Here is a 22,103-nt window from a genome sequence, read left to right on the forward strand (position 1 = left end):
TCCAGCACGTCGCGGGCTGAACCGCTCACGCCGCAGCAGCTCAAATGTCGGAGAGTGATTGCTCGAACAGGCAGGAGGTTGCGATGGCCACCGGTTGGGCGAACGAAGGCGCCGTGCAGGACCAGATCGACAGCACGATCGAGGACGCCGTTCAGCGCGCACGCAGCAAATTGGGGCGGGGCGAAAGCCTGACGCACTGTGAAGAGTGCGACGCCAAGATTCCCGAGGCGCGGCGGCAGGCGGTCCCGGGCGTACGGTTGTGCGTGAAGTGCCAGTCCGAACAGGACAAGCGAGAAGCCGCATACAGTGGTTATAACCGCCGCGGCAGCAAGGATAGCCAGCTGCGGTGAGTGGTGAGAAGTCTGGAAATGGCGGACCTGACGGCTGCCGTCGGTTTCGGTGGAAAGGCCTTCAGCGTTTCCACCTCTTCGATCGGATGCTTCATCCATGCAGGTGGGTATCGAACTCGAAGATGAGCGTTTACGGGTTGGCTGTACGGCGCAGGGTCAGCTGCATGACCGTCAGGTCCAGCCAGCGGCCAAACTTGCAGCCGACCTGTCGCATCTGCCCGACGTGGATGAAGCCCAGTTGCTGATGCATATGGATCGAGGCACGGTTCTCGCTCTCGATGGCCGCGACCATTACGTGTTTGTCCAACTGCCGGGCGCGCTGGATCAACGCCTGCATCAGGCTGCGTCCGATGCCGCTACCACGCTGACCGGGACCCACGTAGACCGAATTCTCCACCGTGTGGCGGAAACCATCGTGCGGGCGCCAAGGGCCGAAGGATGCGTAACCTGCGACCCGTTGCTCGTCGTCGACGGCAACCAATACCGGATAGCGCTGTTCATGGCGTTCGGCCAGCCAGGCGCGACGATTGGCGAGGTCGACAGTCCGGTCGTTCCAGATCGCTGTGCTGTTCTGCACCGCATCGTTGTAGATCTGCAGGATGCCGTCGAGGTCGGCGTCCAGGGCGTCACGTATCTGCACGTTGAAGTCCTTCAAAGCGGTTCGGGGCGATGCGGCGTCGGCCGCAACAGTCATTGACCCGTTCTCGCGGGATTGGTTGATGCCGGCAGGCGCTCGGGTGCCATCTCAGCCTTTTCGACCGAGCCAAAACGCCTATCGTTTTTTGATCGAGCACGGTTCGATCGTCCTGCCGCTCGTCGTTTCCAGCCGTCGAGCGCTCAATGTGCGGGTCGGGCGGCCGTAATGCTGCATAACCCAGTTCCTTGGTGACGCAGTCCCTTGGTGATTTAGCCCTTCGTGGAGTTTGTAGCATGTCCTTCCTGCCTACCCGGATCGCGCCACGCATGACGCTGGGTGTTCTCGTTCTTCTGGTGCTTACCGCACTGGCTATCTTCGGGGTCATGACCCTGGGTGGCAAACCGAAGCTGGTGGCCACGGGGACCGCCGCCGCTGAGCAGTCAGCCAGCGCCTTGGCCCGCCAGTTGGCGCTGCAGCTCAGCCGCATCGAAGGCACGACCGCCGCCATGGCGCATCTGGCTGAAAGGATGCCCAATGACGAGGCGCTGGTGTCGTCGACCCTGCCCAACCTAATCGACGGTCAGGGCGACGCTGCCATTGCTGGCGGCGGGCTGTGGCCTGAGCCGAACGCATTCACGCCTGGCGTCGAGCGGCGCAGCTTCTTCTGGGCGCGCAACGCCAGTGGCGGACTGGATTATTCGGATGAATACAACGCAGCGCAAACCTCGTCCTACCATGCCGAATCCTGGTACAGCGGGGCTCGCTCGGCAGCGCCGGGACGTTGCGTCTGGTCGGACGGCTATCAGGATGCCGTCAGCGGCGTGGCGATGACCACCTGCAGCGTGCCCTACAGCCGTGACGGGGCGTTCGCCGGCGTTGCGACTCTCGATCTCAAACTCGATGGTCTTGCCAACTTCCTCGAGGCGAACGGTGGCGTAACCGGCGGCTATGCCTTTGCAGTCGATCAGGCTGGCAATCTGCTGTTTTTCCCAGGCGCCAAGGGCAATGGCGGTTTGCCGGCCATGGGCGATCTGGTGCGTGAGCAGCCCTGGTTCAAGCCGGTTGCCGACGCCGTTGCCGCTCGCGGCGCGGATGATGCTGCGCTGTTTCTGGAGCACGACGGCCTGGTCGACGGCGCGGCTTACGTGACGCTGGTCACCATGGAGGGCACCGGGTGGCGTGTTGGGCTGGTGACGCCGGAGGCGAGCGTGACCGGCCTTGCAGACGAACTGACGCGGCAGATGCTGTTGCTTCTGCTGCCGCTGCTGGCACTGCTGCTTGGCATCGCCTGGCTGGCGGGCAAGCGTCTGCTGGCGCAGCTTGAAGAAACCACCGGCCAGATCGAGCGGCTGGGGCAGGGCGGTGGGCATGACGGAGCTCAGCTGGAGATTCACCGCGCCGACGAACTCGGGGCATTGCGCGGCGCCGTCAATCATTACGCCGGTTCGCTGCGTGACATGCTGCGCCGCATCGGCGAGGAATCGGCAAGCCTCGAGCGGCAGGCCGACGAACTGGCGCGGCTTTCCATTGGGCTGGCCGATCGTGCCGAAGCCCAGCGACAGGACAACACCTTGTTGGCGACCGCGATTACCGAGATGTCGGCCAGTGCGGCCGAGGTCGCGCAGAACACTACCGACTGCTCCGACACCGCCCGTCAGTCACTTTCGGAAGCCGAACAGGGACAAGGTCAAGTGCAGCGCAACAGCGAAGCGATCGCCGGACTGGCTGGCGATATATCCGATGCCGCCTCGGCCATTACGCCGCTCGGCGAGGATATCGAGCGCGTTGGCGGCGTGCTGGACGTCATCAAATCCATTTCGGAACAGACCAATCTGCTGGCGCTCAATGCGGCCATCGAGGCGGCGCGTGCCGGTGAGCAGGGACGCGGCTTCGCGGTCGTGGCCGATGAGGTGCGGACCCTGGCGGGACGCGCGCAGAGTTCAGCCGATGAAATCCAGCAGATGATCGCCCAGTTGCGCCAGGCCTCGACCCAGGCGGTTTCGACCATGCAGGCCGGCGCCCGACGCACCGATGAAGCGGTACGGCAGGCTGATGGTGTAGCCGGCACGCTGGGCAACACGGTGAGCAGCTTCGATGGCATCGTCCAGCGGGCGCAGCAGATTGCCGTGGCGGCACAGGAGCAGAGTCATGTCGCCCAGGAGATCAACGAGCTGGCTGTACGCATTCACACCGCAAGCGAAGAAGGGGCTCGCGATGCGGCGACGCTGCGCGAGCTTGGTCAGGGCATGCAGGCGATATCGCAGCGGTTGGCTGGCATGAGCCGCTGAGGATAGGTACCGCAATGTTTGTCATGGGGCCTCACGGGCTACACGGACGATAGCTTGCGAGCTCGGGATTGCCGCCCTAGCATGGCCGCCCCGACCCGGAGCCCCTTGTCATGCCACGCCCTTCCAACCCGCGGCCGCAGCGCCCGACCGGCAAGCCTCGCCGCGTGGCCAAGGCGCCGCCGGCCGAACCGCGCTTGCTGCTGCTGAACAAACCCTTCGACGTGCTTACCCAGTTCAACGATGCCGATGGACGCGCCACGCTCAAGGACTTCGTGCCAGTAGCTGGCGTCTATCCCGCCGGCCGCCTGGATCGCGACAGTGAGGGGCTGTTGCTGCTGACCAACGACGGCCAGCTGCAGGCGCGAATCGCCGATCCCAGGCACAAGCTGGCGAAGACCTACTGGGTGCAGGTCGAAGGCGAGGCGAGCGAAGAACAACTGGCGAGGCTGCGCGAAGGCGTCGAACTCAACGATGGCATGACGCTGCCCGCCGAAGCCCGTGCGCTCGATGAACCGGCGCTATGGCCGCGCAGTCCGCCGGTACGCTTTCGCAAGTTGGTGCCGACCAGCTGGCTGGAACTGGTGATTCGTGAGGGTCGCAACCGGCAGGTCCGGCGCATGACGGCGGCGGTCGGGCTGCCGACGTTGCGGCTGGTGCGGGTCAGGATCGGGCCCTGGGCGCTGGATGGCCTGCAGCCGGGCGAATGGCGGGAAGTGCCGGCGCATTTGTGAGCGTCGGCGCTGAAAGCCGAGTCAGTGCGGAATGCCCTGTGTCACTTCGATGATGTAGCCGATGATTGGTTTGGCGATGAACGCGAACAGGCACAGGCCCAGCCCCAGGAACAGAATGGTCGTACCGAGTCGACCGGCTTTCGATTTCTTGGCCAGGTCCCAGATGATGAACGCCATGAAGGCGATCAGGCCGCCGACCAGGACGATCATCATCCATTTTTCGAAAACTTCGGGCTCCATCGATTACTCCGCTTGGTTAGGTCTGTATGAAAACGAGCGAGCACAGTGGTTTTCACATGGCCTGAGTCGATACAGCTATGACAGCCGGCGAACATTTATCGACGAGCGAGACGCTATTTCTATAAGTGGTGCGCGCCGGGGCATAGCAAGGCGGCGGCGATTATACGCCAAGTCCGGCAGCGTCGATTCCCGGCGCGGCAATGGGTCTCAGGCGCGCAGGTGTTGCAGTGGCAGTTCGGTACTGGACGACACCTGACGCAGCACGAAACTCGAACGTACGCTGGAGACGCCTTCGATGCGCGTCAGCGTGCCGAGCAGAAAGGCCTGATAGTGCTCCATGTCGGGCACCACGACCTTGAGCTGGTAATCGGCGTCCATCCCGGTGACCAGGCTGCATTCCAGCACTTCCGCGCATTTGCCAATCACCCCTTCGAAGTGTTCGAAGCGGTCTGGCGTGTGCCGGTCCATCCCGATCAATACGTAAGCAGTCAGGGTCAGGCCCAGCTTCTTGCGGTCCAGCAGGGCGACCTGGCGCGCGATGTAGCCGTCATCCTCGAGCTGTTTGACCCGTCGTGAGCAGGGCGAAGGCGACAAGCCGATACGCTCGGCCAGGTCCTGATTGGAGATACGCGCGTCGTGCTGCAATTCGGCGAGAATTCGTAGGTCATGGCGGTCGAGTTTGCTCATTTCGAATGGCTCGCATGGTTTGATTGCGTGGAACTATGCTCCGTCGCGTATGAATTGCGCAATCCCTGTCAATTTGAGCAATCTTCGCAAACATCTGCCGGAGCGCGGGGCGTAAGCTTTATTCAACTTCAGCCCCCGGCAGAACTGACGCGGCACTTATCCCGCCGCGCCAACCGCCGACCTTTATCGAGGTCATCGGTCCGGGCCAGCACCGCTCACAAGGCGCTGCCGAAGATCCCGCCACAAGCGGTCAGCGAATTCAGCAGTAAAAAGACCACGTCTCGCCACGTGGTCTTTTTTTATGGATTGCCGGCAGGTTCCGGCGCTGGGCGCGGCCTCACCACCTCCTGCGGGTCGGCATGGACCAGCACCTCGGCGCGCGGGTAGCGGTCCTGAATGGCCGTCTCGACCGCCTCGCAGAGCGCATGGGCCTCGATCAGCGGCAACTGGCCGGGCAGCTCCAGATGTAGTTGCACGAACCACCGGGTGCCAGAGACGCGGGTGCGAAGGTCATGACAGCCAACCACGCCGGGCACAGCGCAGGCCAGCCGATGCATGTCCTCGCTGACGTCCGGCGGCAGTTCGGTGTCCATCAGCACCGCGCCGGCTTCGCGCACGATGCTCAGCGCGCTCCAGAAGATGTACACCGCGATGGCGATGCCGAAGACCGCATCCAGACGATCCCAGCCGTACCCGGCGAGGATCAGGGCCACGAGGATGCTGCTGTTGAGTAGCAGGTCGGAACGGTAGTGCAGCGAGTCGGCGCGGATCGCCGTGGAGCCGGTTTCACGCACCACATGACGCTGGTAAGCCAGCAGCGCCACGGTCAGCGCCAGCGACAGCAGCATCACCGCGATGCCCAGCGTCGGCGCGCCCAGCGGTTGCGGATGCAGCATGCGGTCGACACCTTGGACGCAGACCAGGATCGCGCTCACCGAAATGAACGCACCCTGGCCAAGCCCGGCTAGCGCTTCGGCCTTGCCGTGGCCGTATCGATGATCGTCATCGGCGGGACGCAGCGAGTAGTGCACCGCCAGCAGATTGAGCAGCGAGGCGGCGCCGTCCAGCAGCGAATCGGTAAGACCGGCCAGTAGGCTGACCGAACCGCTCATCCACCAGGCCAGCGCCTTGCTTGCCGCCAGCGTCAACGCCACGGCCAAAGCCAGACGCGTGGCACGGCGCATAAGACGCGCGTGCTCGGCGCTGACGCCCTTGCGCCGTTCGCTGGTGTGCTGCATCAAGCGGCGGGACGCAGTCCGAAGGCGGCCAGTTGCTCGATGCTGCCGTCGTGCTGAATCAGGCGCGGGTCATTCAGCGGCAGGCTGCGGCCGGTTTCCGCTTCGATGATGGCCTTGAGTCTGGCCTGGTCGATCACGCCGTCCGCGCCGATGGCTTCCTGGAGTTTTTCCGGGGCCATGGAATATTCGTTGTCGGGCAGATAGATCGCACCAGTCGCGAAATCGATACCGAAGGCGATCAGGCCGGGGATCACATAGAACAGCAGACCGACGGCGTTGGCTACGGCGATGGCCGGATCGATCTTGCCGTCGATCTGGCCGCGGCGGTCGGGGTAGAACAGCGTGCCGCAGGCGGTCAGTTGAGTGAACAGGGAGACGGCCAGCACGCCGCCGATAACACGGGAACGAGTACGCATAAGGACCTCCGAAAAAGTGGGCGCAACTATACAAGGGCCGCGTGATGTTTTCTCGACATCAGACTGTCTTGCCCGGGTGACCGTTCGCCACGTCCTGCACTGGAGGCTGGAGTTGAAGGAAAAGGCGACCGAGTTGCCTTGTCGTCCAGCTTTCCAGCCTCCAGCGCTTTGCCCTTCTTTACCTTTACAATCTTCGCCCTCACGCGGAGTGCCCATGATTTCCCTGCCGATCGATCAAGCCCTGCCGGCGCTGCGCCAGGCCCTACGAAACCGTGACGAAGCGGTGCTCGAAGCACCCCCCGGCGCCGGCAAGACCACCCGCGTTCCGCTGGCGTTGCTGGACGAGCCGTGGCTGGACGGGCAAACCATCCTGATGCTTGAGCCACGGCGGCTGGCCGCTCGCGCTGCGGCCGAACGGCTGGCCAGTGAGCTTGGGGGGAAGGTCGGCGAGACTGTCGGTTATCGCATCCGTCTGGACAGCAAGGTCGGGCCGAATACCCGTATCGAAGTGGTCACCGAAGGCATCCTGGCGCGCCGACTGCAAGACGATCCAGCGCTCGAAGGCGTGGGGTTGGTGATTTTCGACGAATTCCACGAGCGCAGCCTGGATGCCGATCTGGCTCTGGCGCTGACCCTCAATGCGCGCGTACTGCTGCGCGATGAGCCGCTCAAGCTGCTGCTGATGTCCGCCACGCTGGAAGGTGCGCGGCTGTCGAGCCTGCTCGACGATGCCCCGGTGGTGCGCAGCGAAGGGCGCATGTATCCGGTCATTCAGCGTTGGGGGCGACCGTTTCAGCCAGGCGAGCGCATCGAGCAAAGAGTGGTGCAAACGGTCTTGCAGGCGCTGGATGAGGAATCCGGCAGCGTGCTGGTCTTCTTGCCGGGACAGGCCGAAATCCGCCGCGTGAACGATGCCCTGGACGAGCAACTGGCGGAGCGGGACGAGGTGATGCTGTGCCCGCTGCACGGCGAATTGGAGCTGAGCGCCCAGCGTGCGGCCATCGAACCGGCACCGGACGGCAAGCGCAAGGTGGTGCTGGCGACCAACATCGCCGAGACCAGCCTGACCATCGAAGGCGTGCGGGTGGTGGTCGATGCTGGCTTGGCGCGGGTGCCGCGATTCGATCCCGGCAGCGGCATGACCCGCCTGGAAACCCGTCGCGTCTCCCGCGCCTCGGCGACTCAGCGGGCCGGTCGCGCCGGACGTCTGGAACCAGGGGCCTGCTATCGGCTGTGGTCCGAAGATCAGCACGCGCAACTGGCGGCCTATGGCGAAGCGGAAATCCTCCAGGCCGATCTGGCCGGGGTGGCGCTGCAACTGGCGCGATGGGGCGTCGAGCCGGATGAGCTGAGCTGGCTGGACGCGCCGCCTGTGGCCGCTTATGGGCAGGCGCAGGATCTGCTGCAGCGCCTCGGCGCGCTCAGCCGTAACGCCCGCGGCGGTTGGCAGCTGACCGCTCACGGTCAGGCCATGGCCGAATTGCCGGCGCATCCGCGCATCGCCCATATGTTGCTGCGCGGCCAGGCGCTGGGGCTTGGTCCGCTGGCGGCTGATCTCGCTGCATTGCTGGTAGAGCGCGACATTCAGCGCGGCAGCCAGCGCGACGGCAGCGATGTCTCCACCCGCCTCGGAATGCTCGCCGGTAGCGCGGGGCGACATGCCGGCGCGCAGCGGGTGCGTCAGCTGGCCCGGCAATTTCGCGGTCTGCTGCGCGACCCGGCGGGTACTGTTCCGAGCGATGCCGATGATCAGCGCTGGCATGGCGCGCTGCTGGCCTTCGCTTATCCCGACCGAATCGCCCGGCAGCGCCGCGAGAGCGGTGGCGAGTACCGTCTGGCCAATGGGCGGGCGGCGGTATTCGGCGAGCCGGACGCGCTGATGAAGGAGCCCTGGCTAGTGATCGCCGAACTGGGCAGCCGTCAGGGCCAGCGCGAAGAGCGCATCTATCGTGCCGCGGCACTGGATCCTACGCTGTTCGACGAGGTGCTGGCCGAGCAGGTCAGCCCACACGACGCGCTGGAATGGGACGAACGAGAAGGCGTGCTGCGTGCCGAACGGCAGCGGCGCGTCGGCGAACTAGTACTCAGCCGTGAACCCTTGCCGGGGCTGGATGAAGAGGGGCGCGGCCGCGCCCTGCTCGGGCTGGTGCGCCGCAAGGGGCTGGAGTTGCTGCCCTGGACGCCAGAGATTCGCCAATGGCAGGCGCGCATCGCCTTGCTTCGGCAGCTCGATCTGGATGCCGGAGCAGCCAGCGAATGGCCGGACGTCAGCGACACGGCGTTGCTCGACCGTCTCGAAGATTGGCTGCTACCGTACCTGGGCAAGGTTTCACGGCTGGCCCACTTCGCTCAGCTGGACCTGAAAAGCATGCTGGCAACATTGCTGCCCTGGCCGTTGCCGCAGCGGCTCGACGAGCTGGCCCCGGTCGCCATCGCCGTGCCTTCCGGCTCGCGGGTGCGGCTTGATTACAGCGAGTCGCCGCCGGTGCTGGCGGTACGTCTGCAAGAGCTGTTCGGCTTGGCCGACACGCCGCGTATTGCCGGCGGGAGGCAGGCGGTGAAGCTGCACCTGCTTTCCCCGGCGCGCCGTCCGGTGCAGGTGACGCAGCATCTGGCGAGCTTCTGGGCCAATACCTATAGCGAGGTGAAAAAGGATCTGAAGGGGCGCTACCCCAAGCACTATTGGCCGGATGATCCGTTGGTCGCCGAGCCCACGGCGCGCGCCAAGCCGCGCGGAACGTAAAGAAGCAGCTTGAATCTTGAAGCCGGAAAACAAAGCTAGAAGCGCAAAGTTTGACGCTTCTCAGCGGGACATTCCCGCTTTCAGCTTTCCTTATTCCCCCGGCAGGCTTAGATCCTCGCCTGCGGCGGCCATCTCGGCGTAGGCGCGATCCAATGCGTCGAGAACCGCTTGGCTGTCGCTCAGCCGACGCGACGCGATGAAGCGGATCGGTACCTTGTGGACGTTCACGTAGGGCAGCGCTTGTATGCCGAAGTGCTGCAAAGCCTGGTTCACCGGAATCTGATAATCGAGCAGGTAGTCCGCGCGGCGGTGCTGCAGCATTTCAAGTGCCGAGGCATGGCTGCTGGTGCGATGCAGACGAATGCCTAGCTGCGGGTCGTGCAGCATCTGGGTCACCACCGGCCAGTAGTTGTAGCCGCCGATGATGATAACGCCACGTTTGCGCAGGCTCTCCGGCACCTTTGGCGCTGGTGTGTCCGAGCGGTGGTAGAGGTTGAGGCTGATCTGCGCCAGGGTTGCGCGTCCCTCCAGCGTGTCCGCAGCCAGCTCCGGTTTGCCTGGTGCACCTGGCCACAGATCGACGGCGCCGCTCTTCAAGGCCGCATACAGGCGTGCGCTGGGAAATGCGCGAAATTGCGCTCGATAGCCGGCGCGTTCGACTACCCGGTGAGTGAGGCCCACCAGCGGTCCCTGCGGCTGGCCCTGCGGATCGCTGTAAACCGCGGGCGGAAAGTCGTAGTACCCGACCGTCAGGGTGCGCAGCGGCTCGGCCTCGGGCGCAGCGAAGCAGGGTCCCGCCAGGGAGGCCGTAAACGAGATCCAGAGGAGAGCTTTCAAGGTAATTCACCGACCCTTGTGATTGCATAGTGCAAGCATGGTTGCCGGACGCCTCCGTGTCCAGAATGGCGACGGGCCGGGCGTCGAGTGGTGGCCACGGCGTTCATAGCCGCTGAGGCGGAGCCGGTTCTGGCTGGCTATGCTCAACCGACGATGTGGCCGCTCTTGCTCCTATGGGCGGCCCCGTTCATTTCGGTGGAGTGGTCTATGTATCGCAAGGTGTTCGCCAACAAGGTTTTCGATCGCAAGGTGGTGCTGATCACGGGCGGATGCGCCGGAATCGGTCGGGCGCTGGCCGAGCGGATGGCGCAGGCCGGGGCGCGGTTGGTGATTTTCGATCTGGAGCAGAACGCGCTCGATGGCCTGGTCCAGCATCTGGTCGATCATCACAACGCCGATGCCCTGGGGCTGCGCTGCGATGTGTCGGATGCGGCGGCGGTGCAGCAGGCCGTGGCGCTGGTGGTGGAACGCTTCGGCGGTATCGACGTGCTGATCAACAATGCCGGCATCACCCATCGCAGCCGCGTGGCCGACACCAGCCTGGCGGTGTTCGAGCGGATCATGGCGGTGAATTTCTATGGCGCTCTGCACTGCACCCAGGCGGCGTTACCGAGCCTGAGGCCGCGTCGCGGGCAGGTCATCGTGCTGAGTTCGCTCTCGCAATACGCACCGGTACCCGACCGCGGCGCCTACAACGCCAGCAAGCATGCGTTGCATGGGCTGTTCGAGGCCCTGCGCAGCGAGTTGAGCGATACCGGTGTCAACGTGATGCTGGTCTGTCCCGGCTATACCGCCACCGATCTGCGCAAAAACGTGCTGATCGGCGATGGCTCTACCGCGCCGCAGCCAGTGCTGGCCGTGGGTCGGGTGGCATCGCCGCAGGACGTGGCCGAAGCTATTTTTCAGGGCGCGCTGAAACGGCGGCGGCTGCTGGTGCTATCGAATCTCGACTGGCGCGCGCGGATGGTGGCGCGCTGCTTTCCACGGTTGTTCGAGCATGTGTTGCTGCCACGGTTGGCGGGCAATCGGTTATCAAGAAGCATCAACTGACGCCGCTTTCGTGGAAAGGCCGCCCCGGCGCGATGCCTTTGAATCTGCTACAGGCCTGTGGCCTGCAATCGCCGCGAGGGTGCGCCTCCTACGAAAACGGTGCGGTGTGTGCTTTGGCTTTTGTAGGAGGGCCGCCCTCGGCGCGATGCTTTTGGCTTTTTAGCGCAGGGCTGCGCTGTTTTCGTCGCGATTTCTGTCGCTTCGATGAGAGCCAATGCCGTCAGCTCGGCTGCGCATCGCCATATAACTGTTGCACCAGCTCCATGTCCCAGTACGCCGCTTCGATCTTGTGGCCGTCGAGATCGCGCACGAAGCAGCCGTAGTAAGGCTCGCCGTACTCCTGCCGCGGTCCCGGCGCGCCTTCATCCGTTGCGCCGGCTGCCAGCGCGGCACGGTGGAAGGCGTCCACCGATGCTTTGTCCGCGGCGAAGAAGCCAACATGCGTGCCGTTGCCAAGACTAGCCGGCTGGCCATCGATGGGCGTCTGCAGCCAGAACTCAGGATATTCTCGGCCCCAGGCCACCGCGCCGGGGTGGCTCATGATGCGTTTGCAGCCTAGGGTTGCGAGCGTCTGGTCGTAGAAGGTCGCGGCTTGCTCGAAGCGGTTGGTGCCCAGGGAGACGTGGGACAGGATGCTGGGATTCTGGTCGGTCATGACTTAGTGCTCCGAAGGTGAGAGCAACCAAGCCTAGACCGACGAATCGTTACTCGCCGTCCGGCTGCTCGTTTTTTGCATCGCGGTCGATGGTTGGTTCGCTGCAGAGCATGAAGCAGCGGAACAGCACTACCGTGGCCAGCAACTGCACCATCCCGACGGCGCTGTCGACCAGTACGGCGATCAGCCCGGGCGGTGCCTCGCCGGCCCAGAGCTGGGCGGCCAGCCAGGCTTCGAGAAGCCACAGCGGCAGCAGCACCGCAAGGATGCAGCCGAACACCAGAAGAAAGTGGCCGCGAGTCTGCAGGAAGCTTTCCTTCAGTGCCGCCAGTGGGCTCAAGCCACGCAGGATCAGCAGATATTCAGCGAAGGCGATCTTGACCATCACCCACAGCCCCGGCAGCACGAACAGCGAGGCGCCGAGCATGATCAGCAGGGTGCCCAGCCCGGCCAGTACCGCCATCGACGGCCATAGCGGCACGGCACGCGCCAGCACCTCACGCAGCGGCGGCGCATGGCCACGGCTGCGGGCGTCTAGAAACAGGATCAGCGCGCCGATGTACAAGGGGTAGAACACCATGCCGACCAGCAGCTCCTGCGCCGGCACCGCATCCTTGCGGAACCAGTGCTCGACGGCCAGCCTGGCGCAGCTCTCCAGCGCGATCAGCGGCAGGCAAAGACGCGCAATCGACGCCAGATTGCGGGAATAGAAATACCAGGCGTCACGGAGGATGGTCAGGACATTCATCGCGGTCGGAACCGTCTCGGAAAAACAGGCGCGCACTTTAGCCCAAGAAATCGGGCAGCGACATGCGCGATATTGCCGTCCAAGCAGGCTGTGTGAAAACTGCTGCGCTCGGTTATGCGGCGTTAAAAACAGGCTCGGATGCGAGCCTAGTCCGCTTCCTCGCCTGTTTTTGTGGGGCCGCCTAGTTCTTGCCTGGGCGGCCCCGCCTAACCTTCGCTCGCTACGTTTTCACACAGTCTGCATACTGGCCCGCCTTTCTCGATTCGGGTTGCCGCGTGAAGAAGATCGCCCTGTTTGCCGATGTGCAGAACCTCTACTACACGGTCCGCCAGGCCCACGGTTGTCATTTCAACTACGCCGCCCTGTGGGCCGAGGTCAGCGCGCGCGGCGAGATCGTCGAGGCCTATGCCTACGCCATTGATCGCGGCGACGCCAAACAACAGCAGTTTCAGCAGATCCTGCGCAACCTCGGCTTCACCGTGAAGCTCAAGCCTTATATCCAGCGCAGCGACGGCTCGGCCAAGGGCGACTGGGATGTGGGCATCACCATCGACGTGCTGGACGCTGCCGCACGCGTCGATGAAGTGGCGCTGGCCTCCGGCGATGGCGATTTCGACCTGCTGCTCGACCGCGTACGCGCCGACGGCGCCGAAGCCACCGCCTACGGCGTGCCGGGGCTGACCGCGCAATCGCTGATCCGCGCCGCTACGCGTTATGTGCCGATCGAAGGAAAGTTATTGTTGAAGAGTTAAGAGCCGAAAAAGCACTGGGGAGGCTGGACGGGAAACGGTGCGCGGAGCGCCCCTATTTGGGGGCGCCGTGTCGTCCGTAGGGTGCGCTCCGCGCACCTTTTGCAGAACAGCGCAGCACGACGCGTTTCTCGTCCAGCCAGCGTTTGCGAGTAAACTGCACGCCCCGTTTTTTATCGTCCGGTTCTCGCCATGACCTTCGCCTCCCTGGGCCTGATCGATCCGTTGCTGCGCACGCTCGAATCCCTCGACTACACCACGCCGACCCCGGTTCAGGCCAAGGCGATTCCCGCCGTGCTCAAGGGTCGCGACCTGATGGCCGCAGCGCAGACCGGCACCGGCAAAACCGCGGGTTTCGCCTTGCCGTTGCTGCAGCGGTTACTCCACGAAGGGCCGCAGGTGGCGAGTAACTCGATTCGCGCGCTGGTGCTGGTGCCGACCCGCGAGCTGGCCGAGCAAGTCCACGAAAGCTTTCGGACTTACGGCCAGAGCCTGCCGCTGCGCACCTATGCGGTCTACGGCGGGGTCAGCATCAATCCGCAGATGATGGCGCTGCGCAAGGGCATCGACGTGCTGGTGGCGACGCCGGGTCGGCTGCTCGACCTGTACCGACAGAACGCCGTGAAGTTCGGCCAGGTGCAGGCGCTGGTGCTGGACGAAGCCGACCGTATGCTCGATCTGGGCTTCGCCCAAGAACTGGACGACCTGTTCAGCGCGCTGCCGAAGAAGCGTCAGACCCTGCTGTTCTCCGCAACCTTTTCCGATGCCATCCGCCAGATGGCTGGCGAGCTGTTGCGCGACCCGCTGTCCATCGAGGTTAGCCCGCGCAACGCCGCCGCCAAAACCGTCAAGCAATGGCTGGTTCCGGTGGACAAGAAGCGCAAGAGCGAACTTTTCCTGTACTTGCTGGCAGAAAAACGCTGGGGCCAGGTGCTGGTGTTCGCCAAGACCCGCAAGGGCGTCGATCAACTGGTCGAGGAGTTGCAGGCAAAGGGCATCGCCAGCGATGCGATTCACGGCGACCGGCCGCAAGCGAGCCGACTGCGTGCGCTGGAGCGCTTCAAGGCCGGCGAAGTGCAAGTGCTGGTCGCTACCGACGTGGCCGCTCGCGGGCTGGATATCCATGACCTGCCGCAGGTGGTCAACTTCGACCTGCCAATCGTCGCGGAGGACTACGTGCACCGCATTGGCCGTACCGGCCGCGCGGGTGCTTTCGGTGAAGCGATTTCTCTGGTGGCGGCCGACGAAGTCGACCAGCTCGCCGCCATCGAGACGCTGATCAACCAGGTGTTGCCGCGCCATGACGAGCCCGGCTTCGTCCCCGATCACCGTGTGCCGGCCACCCAGCCCGGCGGGCAGATCATCAAGAAGCCGAAAAAGCCAAAGAAACCCAAGGAGAACGCCGCTAAAGGGCGGGTTCATCTGGGCAACTGGTTCGACGAAAGTGAAAAACCCAACGCGAAGGCGATCCGAAAAGTGCCGAGTCTGGGTGGGGCGAAGCCCGCTGGAAAGAAGCGTTGAGGAAACGATGCTCCTGTTGCGTGCGGCGACATTCCTCGGCGAAAGCCTTGTTGCTGCATGACGCTTTGCTGCATGACGGCGTCGTCTTGCTCATGCGGCGGTGAGCCTAGACGACCGTCGTTTGATGCTTCCTGAATGAAACGGCTTTCAACCGGGACCCACGCGTTCATGGGGCGCGCTTTGTTCGTCGGGCCCATCTACAGCTATTGAAAGGGAAAAAGAGGTGGCTTTTGGCAAATACTGATGCAGAACTTCACGCGCTCAGCCGCCATGACGTATGGGCCGGCTTCAAGCAGCTGACGCCTATTTCGCTTTTTGTCGTGGTGTTTGGTTTGGCCTTTGGTCTGGCTGCGGCGCAGGCCGGGTTGGATAGTTATTCCATCATGCTCATGAGCGGCCTGGTCTTTGCCGGCGCTTCACAGTTTGCCTCGCTGGAACTCTGGGGCACCCATGTTCCGCTCGTTCCGCTGGTGGTAACCGTATTTGCCGTCAATGCCCGGCATCTGTTGATGGGCGCGACCTTGTATCCGTGGTTGCGTCAATTGCCGCCGTCGAAGCGCTATGCCGTCATGTTCGTCGTCTCGGACGCCAATTGGGCGATGTCGATGCAAGCGTTCGGACGCAATGAGCCTGGGCTGGGTATCTTGTTCGGTGGCGGTCTCGCGCTCTGGACGTTCTGGGTGCTTGGGACCTGGCTTGGCCTTTATTTCGGCAGTGCCATCCATGATCCGGTCAGCCTGGGATTGGACATGGTCATGGGGTGTTTCCTGTTGGCGATGGTCGTTGGCGGCAAGAAAGATCTGCGGATGGCCATTGTCTGGATCGTCGCCGGATGTTCATCGATGTTGGCGTACTGGTATCTGCCCGCCAATAGCCATGTCGTTGCAGGCGCGCTCGCAGGCGGCATATTGGGCGCGTTGTGGATGGAGAAGCAGAATTGACTTTGGAAACGGCAGGTTCTGGCGCGCTGATCATCATCCTGATCATGGCCGTGGTGACCTTGGCAACCCGCTGGGGCGGTGTGTTCGTGATGTCGTTCGTGCCCATCAACCGCAGGACCGAGCAATTCATCAGCGCTATGTCTGGCTCAGTGCTGGTGGCGTTGCTTACACCCATGGCGGTTAATGGAGACAACGGCGCTCGACTGGCTTTCTTGGTTACGGCTGTCACGATGTTGATGCTCAAGAAACCGTTGCCCGCGATCGCTGCTGGGGTGATCGCAGTCGCGCTGTTCAGGCAGCTCTCCGGTTGATAAGGACGGCTTCGCTGGAGGCAAGTGAGCGGGGCCTAGCCGGGCCGCGAGCTGTGGTTAGTCGCAGAAATGAAATGTAGCAAGGATGAACCCCCTGCAAACGCAAGGTCATTGCAGGTTCCTGTAAATTGCAGATTCCTCACTACGTAGCCACCTCGCCGCCCTATGGCCCTCCTGATCGCTTTCGCTGTTCTGTCCATCCTCGTTTCCTTCATCTGTTCGATCCTGGAAGCGGCGCTTCTATCGATTACCCCGAGTTTCATCGCACACCAGAAGGTGACGAATCCCAAGCTCTATGAACGCCTCAAGCACCTGAAGGAGAAGGTCGACCAGCCGTTGGCCGCCATTCTCACGTTGAATACGGTTGCCCATACGGTCGGCGCGACGGGCGTTGGCGCCCAGGTCACGGTCGTGTTCGGCAGCGGCTACCTTGGTGCTGCGTCCGCCATCATGACCGTCCTGATCCTGGTTCTCTCGGAAATCCTGCCGAAAACCATCGGTGCGCGGTATTGGCGGGAGCTGGCGCCGTTCCTGCCTCCATTCCTCAAGGGAATGATCGTTCTGCTCAAGCCGTTCATTGTCGTTTCCGATTTCATCATGCGGCTGTTTGGCGGCAAGGAGCCGGAGCATAACGTTCGTCAGGAGATCAAGGCGCTGGCCCTGCTCGGCCGGGAGACGAACCAGTTGGACGAGGACGAGCAGCGCGTCATCGGCAATATTCTGGACCTCCACGAAATCAAGCTCCGCGCGATCCTGACCCCAAGGACTGTGTGCGAGTATGCGTCGCCGGACGACAGCGTCGCGGCGTTCAAACAAAAGGTCAGCGAAAGCCAGTTCTCGCGCTATCCCGTCATCGGCGACAACGAAGATCCGCTGGGCGTGGTCTTTCGTTATGACATTCTGGCCGCAGCGGATGACAGCACCGTCGCCTCGATCATGAAGCCCATCAAGATCACCTCGGAACTGACGAGCGTAGAAAACCTGATGACTCAGCTGATGCGTGAGCGTCAGCACATGTGCCTCGTCTATGACGAGTTCGGCAGCTGGCAAGGGCTGGTGACGCTGGAAGACGTGATCGAATACATCATCGGCCAGCCGATCATGGACGAGACCGATGACATTCCCAACATGCGCCGCTTCGCGAAACGACGCTGGGAACACCGCATCAAAGCGGCGCGGGACTAGGCTGACGCTCAGCTCGTAGGGCCGATACAGCCTTGAGTCATCGTGAGTCGCGCGCTCATGTGCCGGCCATGCTGCACGACCATCGATTCGCTTAACGCCAGCCAGCCACCGCAATATCGTCCGGCCGCTGCCTTGCTCACGAAGAGGCGATGAGCAGGTAGCCGCCGGTCTGCGCCTTCCAGTCGAGCATCTCACCGGCGCAGAACACGCCCGGTAGCTGGCGCAGCATCAGTTTGTCGTCGAGCGCCTCGAAGGAAACGGCCGTGAATTTGGCTCCGCTCTCAGCCGGCCGTCACCGTCATGCCGCCATCGACCATTACGACCGAGCCGACCATGAAGCTGGCGCGGTCCGAGGCCAGAAAGGCCACCACCTCGGCGATCTCTTCCGGTTGTGCAGCGCGACCGATGGGCGCGGCTTCGCCGTGCTTGGCCAGAAAGCCGGGGCCGTCGTCGACGACCTCGTTGAGGATGTTCGTGACCACATCGCCTACGCCGATGGCATTGACGCGAATGCCGTGCTCGATTGCCTCCAGCGCCAGGGTGCGCGTCAGTTGTGCCAGCGCGCCTTTGGAGGCCGCGTAGGCGGCGATGGTGGGAAAGGCGAAGTACGAGGCGTAGGAGGCAATGTTGACGATGGCGCCTGAGCGGTTCGGCAGCATCGCCTTGATCGCCTCGCGCGAATGCAGGAAGGCTGCGGTGACGTTGGTCGCCTGGATGCGCTCCCAATCCTCGCGGGTCATTTCGATGACCGGCTTGTTGATGATGATCCCGGCGTTGTTGACCAGAATATCCAGCCGTCCGAACTGTTCCACCGCCAGCCCCACCGCACGCTCGGCCGCGCCGTCGGCGGTGATGTCAGCCACCAGGGGCACCAGCCCGGGCTGCGCCAACGCCTCTACGTCGGGGTTCAGATCCTCGGCAACCACCTTCGCGCCACGTGCATGCAGCATTAGCGCGATGGCCTTGCCGATGCCGCTGGCGGCTCCGGTAACCAGGGCGACCTTGCCTTCGACTTCCTGGGGAACGCGGTATGTGATATCAGTCATGCGTATTTCCTCCGATACGGGCCGGGCGAGACATTCGCCAGCCGGGCGCTTGTGAGCGATGTCGGGCTCACTGTCGCGCAAACCCGGCACCACGGCTTTCGCGGCCTTGCGCGGACTGTTGGAGTCTTGCTCGAAGCTGAGAATAGCCAGTCGTCCTTTGGTGCTAACCGCCTACCCCTCACCCTAGCCCTCTCCCGCAGGGCGAGGGGATTGCTCAGGTGTCAGGCCCACCCACGATGATTCAGTGGCTTCAATCCGCCCCCTCGCCCCTTTGGGGAGAGGGTCGGGGTGAGGGCTTCCATCCAGCGCATTAGCCCGACCAGATACACATCCCAGATACCGGCCCTGAGCTAACCTCTTCGATCGCGTCGCGTTTTTGTGGACTTCGCAATGGAGCCATCCTTGCAGCAATCCGATTCTGATCTGCCTCCCGTGATGGACGGCCAGCGCGTGATCGCCGAAGCGATGCCGCACTTTTTACCCGGCAAGCCGCTGTCCCTGCCGCCGCGCCCGCAAGTGCAGGATGTGGTAGTGCAACTGTTCAGCTATCAGGGCCTTGCCGAACCTATCCTGGTTCCCGCCGTGGTGGAGCCGTTGCTGGTGCTGGTGCTGTCCGGCGCGGCTACGGTCGAAGAACGTGCCTTCGATGGCGAATGGCAAGCCACCGAGGTTCACGCTGGTGACTTCTTCCTGACCAGCACCAGGGAGCCATACGAGATGCGCTGGCAGGTGCAGGGCGACGCCCGTTTCGAAGTGATGCATCTTTATCTCAGCCTGCCGCTGATCGAGCAGGCCGCGCGCGATCTGTACGGTGACAACTGCAACCCGGTGAGTTTTCTCGATGTCTCCGGCGCTCGTGATGAGCGTGTGACCTTTCTGCTCGAACAGCTGCGGCTGGAGCTGTTCAGCAAGCGTCAGCCCAGCCCGCTATTCGTGCACAGCCTGGCCCAGGCGCTGGCCATACATCTGGTGCGCACCTACCCGGACCCGCACAACGCCGCCAGGGGCGCGAATGCGCTACAGACCTACAAGTTGCGCCGCGTCATCGAAACTATGAAGGCGCGTCTGGCCGAGGAGTTCTGCCTGCCTCACCTGGGGCAGATCGCCGGCCTTAGCGACTACCACTTCAGCCGCCTGTTCAAGCGCGCCACGGGCCTGTCGCCCTCGCAATATTTCATCCGCCTGCGCATGTCTCGCGCACGCCATCTATTGCTGGAGACGGAGATGAGCGTCATCGAGATCAGCATGGAAGTTGGCTATTCGAGTCCCAGCCACTTTTCCCAAGTCTTTCGTCGTGAGGTGGGCGTGACGCCGAGAGGCTATCGCCGGATGTGATTTCGGCCTGCGTTGAAGTCTTGCAGCTTATGTGCGGCACCGATCAACGGCGTCCTATTCATTGTCTAGGTGCCCGCATGGGCGATGGGGTTCGGCTCAGGCTTCGCCGTCAGCCAACGCAGCATGCCCTCGGCTGCGGCGCGGCCGCTCGCGAAGCAGGCGGTGAGCAGATAGCCTCCGGTCGGCGCTTCCCAGTCGAGCATTTCGCCTGCGCAGAACACGCCGGGCAGCTGGCGCAACATCAGCTTGTCGTCCAGCACCTCGAAGGGCACGCCGCCCGCGCTGCTGATGGCTTCGTCCAGTGGGCGTGGGCGCAGCAGGGTGATCGGCAGGGCCTTAATCGCTGCGGCGAGTGCTTGCGGGCTCTGGAAGGTTTCGGCGTCGGTGAGTTCGCGCAGCAGGGCGGCCTTTACGCCGTCCAGCTTCAACTGGCGATGCAAGTGCTTGGCCGTGGACTGTGAGCCGCGCGGTTTGGCCAGAGCGGCGGCGATCTGCGCGTGGGAGCGATCCGGCAACAGGTCGAGCAGAACGGATGCCGAGCCCGTTGCGTTGATCCGCTCACGGACGTTCGCCGACAGCGCATAGACCAGGCTGCCTTCGATGCCGGTCGCGGTGAGGACGAATTCGCCCCTGCGCGGTGTTTCGCCGGGCAAAGCCAGGCTGACGGTCTTCAGCGGCGCACCGGCGAATTTCTCGACGAGGTGCGCGCTCCAGCCCGCCACCTCGAAACCGCAATTGGCTGGCTGCAGCGGCGCGATGGCGACACCACGGGCTTCAAGCAGCGGCACCCAGGCGCCGTCCGATCCCAGCCGAGCCCAGCTACCGCCGCCCAAGGCGAGCAGGGTGGCATCCGGTTTCAGCAGCGTTTCGCCTTCCGGCCCGGCGATACGCAACTGGCCATCGTCGCTCCAGCCCAGCCAGCGGCGGCGGGTGTGAATCTGCACGCCGCTGTCGCGCAGGCGCTTGAGCCAGGCGCGCAGCAGCGGCGCGGCCTTCATGTCGGTGGGGAACACCCGGCCGGAGCTGCCGACGAAGGTGTCGATGCCTAGGCTGTGAATCCACTCGCGCAATGCATTTGGATCGAAGGCTTCGAGTAGCGGCCGCAGCTCGCCGGCCCGTTCGCGGTAGCGCTCGACGAATGCGGCGAAATCCTCGGCGTGAGTGATGTTCATGCCGCCGACGCCGGCCAGCAGGAACTTGCGACCCACCGAGGGCATGGCGTCGTAGAGGTCGACCGCAATGCCGGCCTGGCTCAGCACTTCGGCAGCCATTAGCCCGGCTGGGCCGCCGCCGATGATGGCGACGCGGGTAGGCGTAGGAATCGAAAGCATGGTTCGGGCCTGGCGGTACGAGGCCGGCATTGTAGCGAATGCCGTTCCGATACTCGCCGACATCATCGTGCATCCGCCCATACAAAAAGCCCTAGCCAAATACGGCTTCAACCCAGCCCGTAACGCTCCCAGGCTGCGGCGGCGCTGAAATGCAGTTGCGCATGGCGCCGGGCAAGCAGGGCGCGGTCCTTGTCGTAGCCGCCGCCGATCAGCCCGACCAGCGGAATGCCGCGCCCCAGGCAATGTTCGATGACCGCGCTGTCGCGCATTGCCAGCCCCTCATCGCTGATGTTGAGCAGGCCCAGCGCGTCGTCACGGTGGACGTCGACGCCGGCGTCGTAGATCACCAGATCCGGCTGGTACAGGGGCAGCAGATAATCCAGCGTGTCGTTCACCGTTTTGAGGTAATCGGCGTCGCCCAGGCCCGGTGCCAGGCCGATGTCCCAGTCGCTTCGCGCCTTGCGCGCCGGAAAATTCTTCTCGCAATGCAGCGACACGGTCACCGCATCCGGCACCTGTTCGAGGATGCGCGCGGTGCCGTCGCCCTGGTGCACGTCGCAGTCGAAGATCAGCACACGACCAACCCGGCCGCTTTCCAGCAGCGACAGGGCGATCACCGCCAGGTCATTGAAAATGCAGAAGCCCGAGGCGTGGTCGTGGTGCGCGTGGTGCGTGCCACCCGCCAGGTGACAGGCCAGCCCATATTCCAGCGCTTGCTCGGCAGCCAGCAGCGAACCGCCGACCGCGCGCAGCGTGCGTTGCGCCAGTTGCGGGCTCCAGGGCAGGCCGAGGCGGCGCAGTTCCTCGCGGTTCATGTCTCCCGTGCAGTAGCGCTCGACGTAAGTGCGGTCATGGGCGAGAGCAAGGATGTCGGCCGGGCAGATTTCCGGGCGCAACAGTGCTTCATCCGTGGTCAAACCGCTCGCAATCAGGTGATCACGCAGCAGCCGAAACTTTTCCATCGGAAAGCGATGCCCGGACGGTAACGGCGGGCTGTAATCATCATGAAAGATCAACGGTAGAGACATCGTTCGGCGCCCGAGTGGTCAGCCGGAAGTATGCCG

The 22,103-nt window shown here is 63.6% G+C and carries 22 protein-coding genes and 2 pseudogenes; 12 read left to right on the forward strand and 12 right to left on the reverse strand.

Annotated features, from left to right (window positions below):
• Positions 1–83 precede the first annotated feature (83 nt).
• Complete coding sequence (locus E0D86_RS09295) at positions 84–350, forward strand: DksA/TraR family C4-type zinc finger protein (protein WP_131649720.1); 267 nt, start codon at positions 84–86, stop codon at positions 348–350.
• Between the two features lie 130 nt (positions 351–480).
• Here the strand turns inward: E0D86_RS09295 and E0D86_RS09300 are convergent, their stop codons facing one another.
• Positions 481–1,044: a GNAT family N-acetyltransferase gene (locus E0D86_RS09300; protein ID WP_165914216.1), complete on the reverse strand. Its 564-nt coding sequence runs from the start codon at positions 1,042–1,044 to the stop codon at positions 481–483.
• A 326-nt stretch (positions 1,045–1,370) separates the two neighbouring features.
• Between E0D86_RS09300 and E0D86_RS21900 the strand changes: the two are divergent.
• The 3 genes and pseudogenes from E0D86_RS21900 to E0D86_RS09310 all read left to right on the forward strand — a co-directional run.
• A pseudogene (locus tag E0D86_RS21900) lies at positions 1,371–2,162 on the forward strand (cache domain-containing protein); the annotation flags it as partial.
• 420 nt (positions 2,163–2,582) lie between these two features.
• The gene (locus E0D86_RS21905) at positions 2,583–3,275 is read left to right on the forward strand and encodes a methyl-accepting chemotaxis protein (RefSeq protein WP_371924062.1); all 693 of its coding nucleotides are present in this window, start codon (positions 2,583–2,585) and stop codon (positions 3,273–3,275) included.
• Between the two features lie 164 nt (positions 3,276–3,439).
• The gene (locus tag E0D86_RS09310; protein ID WP_165914230.1) at positions 3,440–4,006 is read left to right on the forward strand and encodes a pseudouridine synthase; all 567 of its coding nucleotides are present in this window, start codon (positions 3,440–3,442) and stop codon (positions 4,004–4,006) included.
• 21 nt (positions 4,007–4,027) lie between these two features.
• Here the strand turns inward: E0D86_RS09310 and E0D86_RS09315 are convergent, their stop codons facing one another.
• From E0D86_RS09315 to E0D86_RS09330, 4 genes are all read right to left on the reverse strand, one after another.
• On the reverse strand, positions 4,028–4,246 hold the full coding sequence (locus E0D86_RS09315) for a DUF2788 domain-containing protein (protein WP_131649723.1): 219 nt from the start codon (positions 4,244–4,246) through the stop codon (positions 4,028–4,030).
• Between the two features lie 207 nt (positions 4,247–4,453).
• Positions 4,454–4,933, reverse strand: coding sequence for an Lrp/AsnC family transcriptional regulator (locus tag E0D86_RS09320; RefSeq protein ID WP_131649724.1), 480 nt, complete (start codon positions 4,931–4,933; stop codon positions 4,454–4,456).
• 299 nt (positions 4,934–5,232) lie between these two features.
• Positions 5,233–6,171: a cation diffusion facilitator family transporter gene (locus tag E0D86_RS09325; protein ID WP_131649725.1), complete on the reverse strand. Its 939-nt coding sequence runs from the start codon at positions 6,169–6,171 to the stop codon at positions 5,233–5,235.
• Entirely contained in the window at positions 6,171–6,587 is a 417-nt protein-coding gene (locus tag E0D86_RS09330) for a polyribonucleotide nucleotidyltransferase (RefSeq protein WP_131649726.1), read from the reverse strand. Before E0D86_RS09330 ends, E0D86_RS09325 begins: the two co-directional genes overlap by 1 nt.
• A gap of 214 nt (positions 6,588–6,801) precedes the next feature.
• Here E0D86_RS09330 and hrpB point away from each other — a divergent pair, with 214 nt between their 5' ends.
• Positions 6,802–9,330, forward strand: a complete 2,529-nt coding sequence (gene hrpB / locus E0D86_RS09335) for an ATP-dependent helicase HrpB (protein ID WP_131649727.1) — start codon at positions 6,802–6,804, stop codon at positions 9,328–9,330.
• 90 nt (positions 9,331–9,420) lie between these two features.
• Here the strand turns inward: hrpB and E0D86_RS09340 are convergent, their stop codons facing one another.
• On the reverse strand, positions 9,421–10,167 hold the full coding sequence (locus E0D86_RS09340) for an ABC transporter substrate-binding protein (RefSeq protein ID WP_131649728.1): 747 nt from the start codon (positions 10,165–10,167) through the stop codon (positions 9,421–9,423).
• A 207-nt stretch (positions 10,168–10,374) separates the two neighbouring features.
• On the opposite strand from E0D86_RS09340, the gene E0D86_RS09345 reads away from it, so the two are divergent.
• The gene (locus E0D86_RS09345; RefSeq protein ID WP_131649729.1) at positions 10,375–11,217 is read left to right on the forward strand and encodes an SDR family oxidoreductase; all 843 of its coding nucleotides are present in this window, start codon (positions 10,375–10,377) and stop codon (positions 11,215–11,217) included.
• Between the two features lie 220 nt (positions 11,218–11,437).
• On the opposite strand, the gene E0D86_RS09350 is transcribed toward E0D86_RS09345, so the two are convergent.
• Positions 11,438–11,872, reverse strand: a complete 435-nt coding sequence (locus E0D86_RS09350) for a VOC family protein (RefSeq protein ID WP_131649730.1) — start codon at positions 11,870–11,872, stop codon at positions 11,438–11,440.
• Positions 11,873–11,921: 49 nt separating this feature from the next.
• On the reverse strand, positions 11,922–12,620 hold the full coding sequence (locus E0D86_RS09355) for a YciC family protein (protein ID WP_131649731.1): 699 nt from the start codon (positions 12,618–12,620) through the stop codon (positions 11,922–11,924).
• Positions 12,621–12,895: 275 nt separating this feature from the next.
• Here E0D86_RS09355 and E0D86_RS09360 point away from each other — a divergent pair, with 275 nt between their 5' ends.
• The 5 genes from E0D86_RS09360 (at position 12,896) to E0D86_RS09380 (ending at position 17,327) form a co-directional block, all read left to right on the forward strand.
• Positions 12,896–13,372 (forward strand): NYN domain-containing protein, encoded by a 477-nt coding sequence (locus E0D86_RS09360; RefSeq protein WP_131649732.1) that lies wholly within the window; start codon positions 12,896–12,898, stop codon positions 13,370–13,372.
• Positions 13,373–13,561: 189 nt separating this feature from the next.
• Positions 13,562–14,890, forward strand: a complete 1,329-nt coding sequence (locus E0D86_RS09365; RefSeq protein ID WP_131649733.1) for a DEAD/DEAH box helicase — start codon at positions 13,562–13,564, stop codon at positions 14,888–14,890.
• Between the two features lie 230 nt (positions 14,891–15,120).
• Positions 15,121–15,831 (forward strand): AzlC family ABC transporter permease, encoded by a 711-nt coding sequence (locus tag E0D86_RS09370; RefSeq protein ID WP_131650039.1) that lies wholly within the window; start codon positions 15,121–15,123, stop codon positions 15,829–15,831.
• Positions 15,828–16,142, forward strand: coding sequence for an AzlD family protein (locus tag E0D86_RS09375; protein ID WP_131649734.1), 315 nt, complete (start codon positions 15,828–15,830; stop codon positions 16,140–16,142). Before E0D86_RS09370 ends, E0D86_RS09375 begins: the two co-directional genes overlap by 4 nt.
• Positions 16,143–16,307: 165 nt before the next feature.
• On the forward strand, positions 16,308–17,327 hold the full coding sequence (locus E0D86_RS09380) for a CNNM domain-containing protein (RefSeq protein ID WP_131649735.1): 1,020 nt from the start codon (positions 16,308–16,310) through the stop codon (positions 17,325–17,327).
• 136 nt (positions 17,328–17,463) lie between these two features.
• Here E0D86_RS09380 and E0D86_RS09385 read toward each other — a convergent pair.
• Together E0D86_RS09385 and E0D86_RS09390 are read right to left on the reverse strand one after the other, a co-directional pair.
• Positions 17,464–17,586 (reverse strand): annotated as a pseudogene (locus tag E0D86_RS09385) (hypothetical protein); the annotation flags it as partial.
• A 22-nt stretch (positions 17,587–17,608) separates the two neighbouring features.
• Positions 17,609–18,373 carry an SDR family NAD(P)-dependent oxidoreductase gene (locus E0D86_RS09390; protein WP_131649736.1) on the reverse strand — a complete coding sequence of 255 codons (765 nt, stop codon included), beginning with the start codon at positions 18,371–18,373 and terminating at the stop codon, positions 17,609–17,611.
• 435 nt (positions 18,374–18,808) lie between these two features.
• Here E0D86_RS09390 and E0D86_RS09395 point away from each other — a divergent pair, with 435 nt between their 5' ends.
• Entirely contained in the window at positions 18,809–19,708 is a 900-nt protein-coding gene (locus tag E0D86_RS09395; RefSeq protein ID WP_256681187.1) for a helix-turn-helix domain-containing protein, read from the forward strand.
• Between the two features lie 65 nt (positions 19,709–19,773).
• On the opposite strand, the gene E0D86_RS09400 is transcribed toward E0D86_RS09395, so the two are convergent.
• Together E0D86_RS09400 and E0D86_RS09405 are read right to left on the reverse strand one after the other, a co-directional pair.
• A complete protein-coding gene (locus E0D86_RS09400; RefSeq protein WP_177493034.1) occupies positions 19,774–21,039 on the reverse strand; it encodes a TIGR03862 family flavoprotein in 1,266 nt (421 codons plus the stop codon).
• 107 nt (positions 21,040–21,146) lie between these two features.
• The gene (locus E0D86_RS09405; RefSeq protein WP_131649739.1) at positions 21,147–22,067 is read right to left on the reverse strand and encodes a histone deacetylase; all 921 of its coding nucleotides are present in this window, start codon (positions 22,065–22,067) and stop codon (positions 21,147–21,149) included.
• Between the last annotated feature and the right edge of the window lie 36 nt (positions 22,068–22,103).

Source organism: Pseudomonas sp. IC_126, assembly GCF_004331835.1.
In the GTDB taxonomy this organism is placed as follows: domain Bacteria; phylum Pseudomonadota; class Gammaproteobacteria; order Pseudomonadales; family Pseudomonadaceae; genus Stutzerimonas.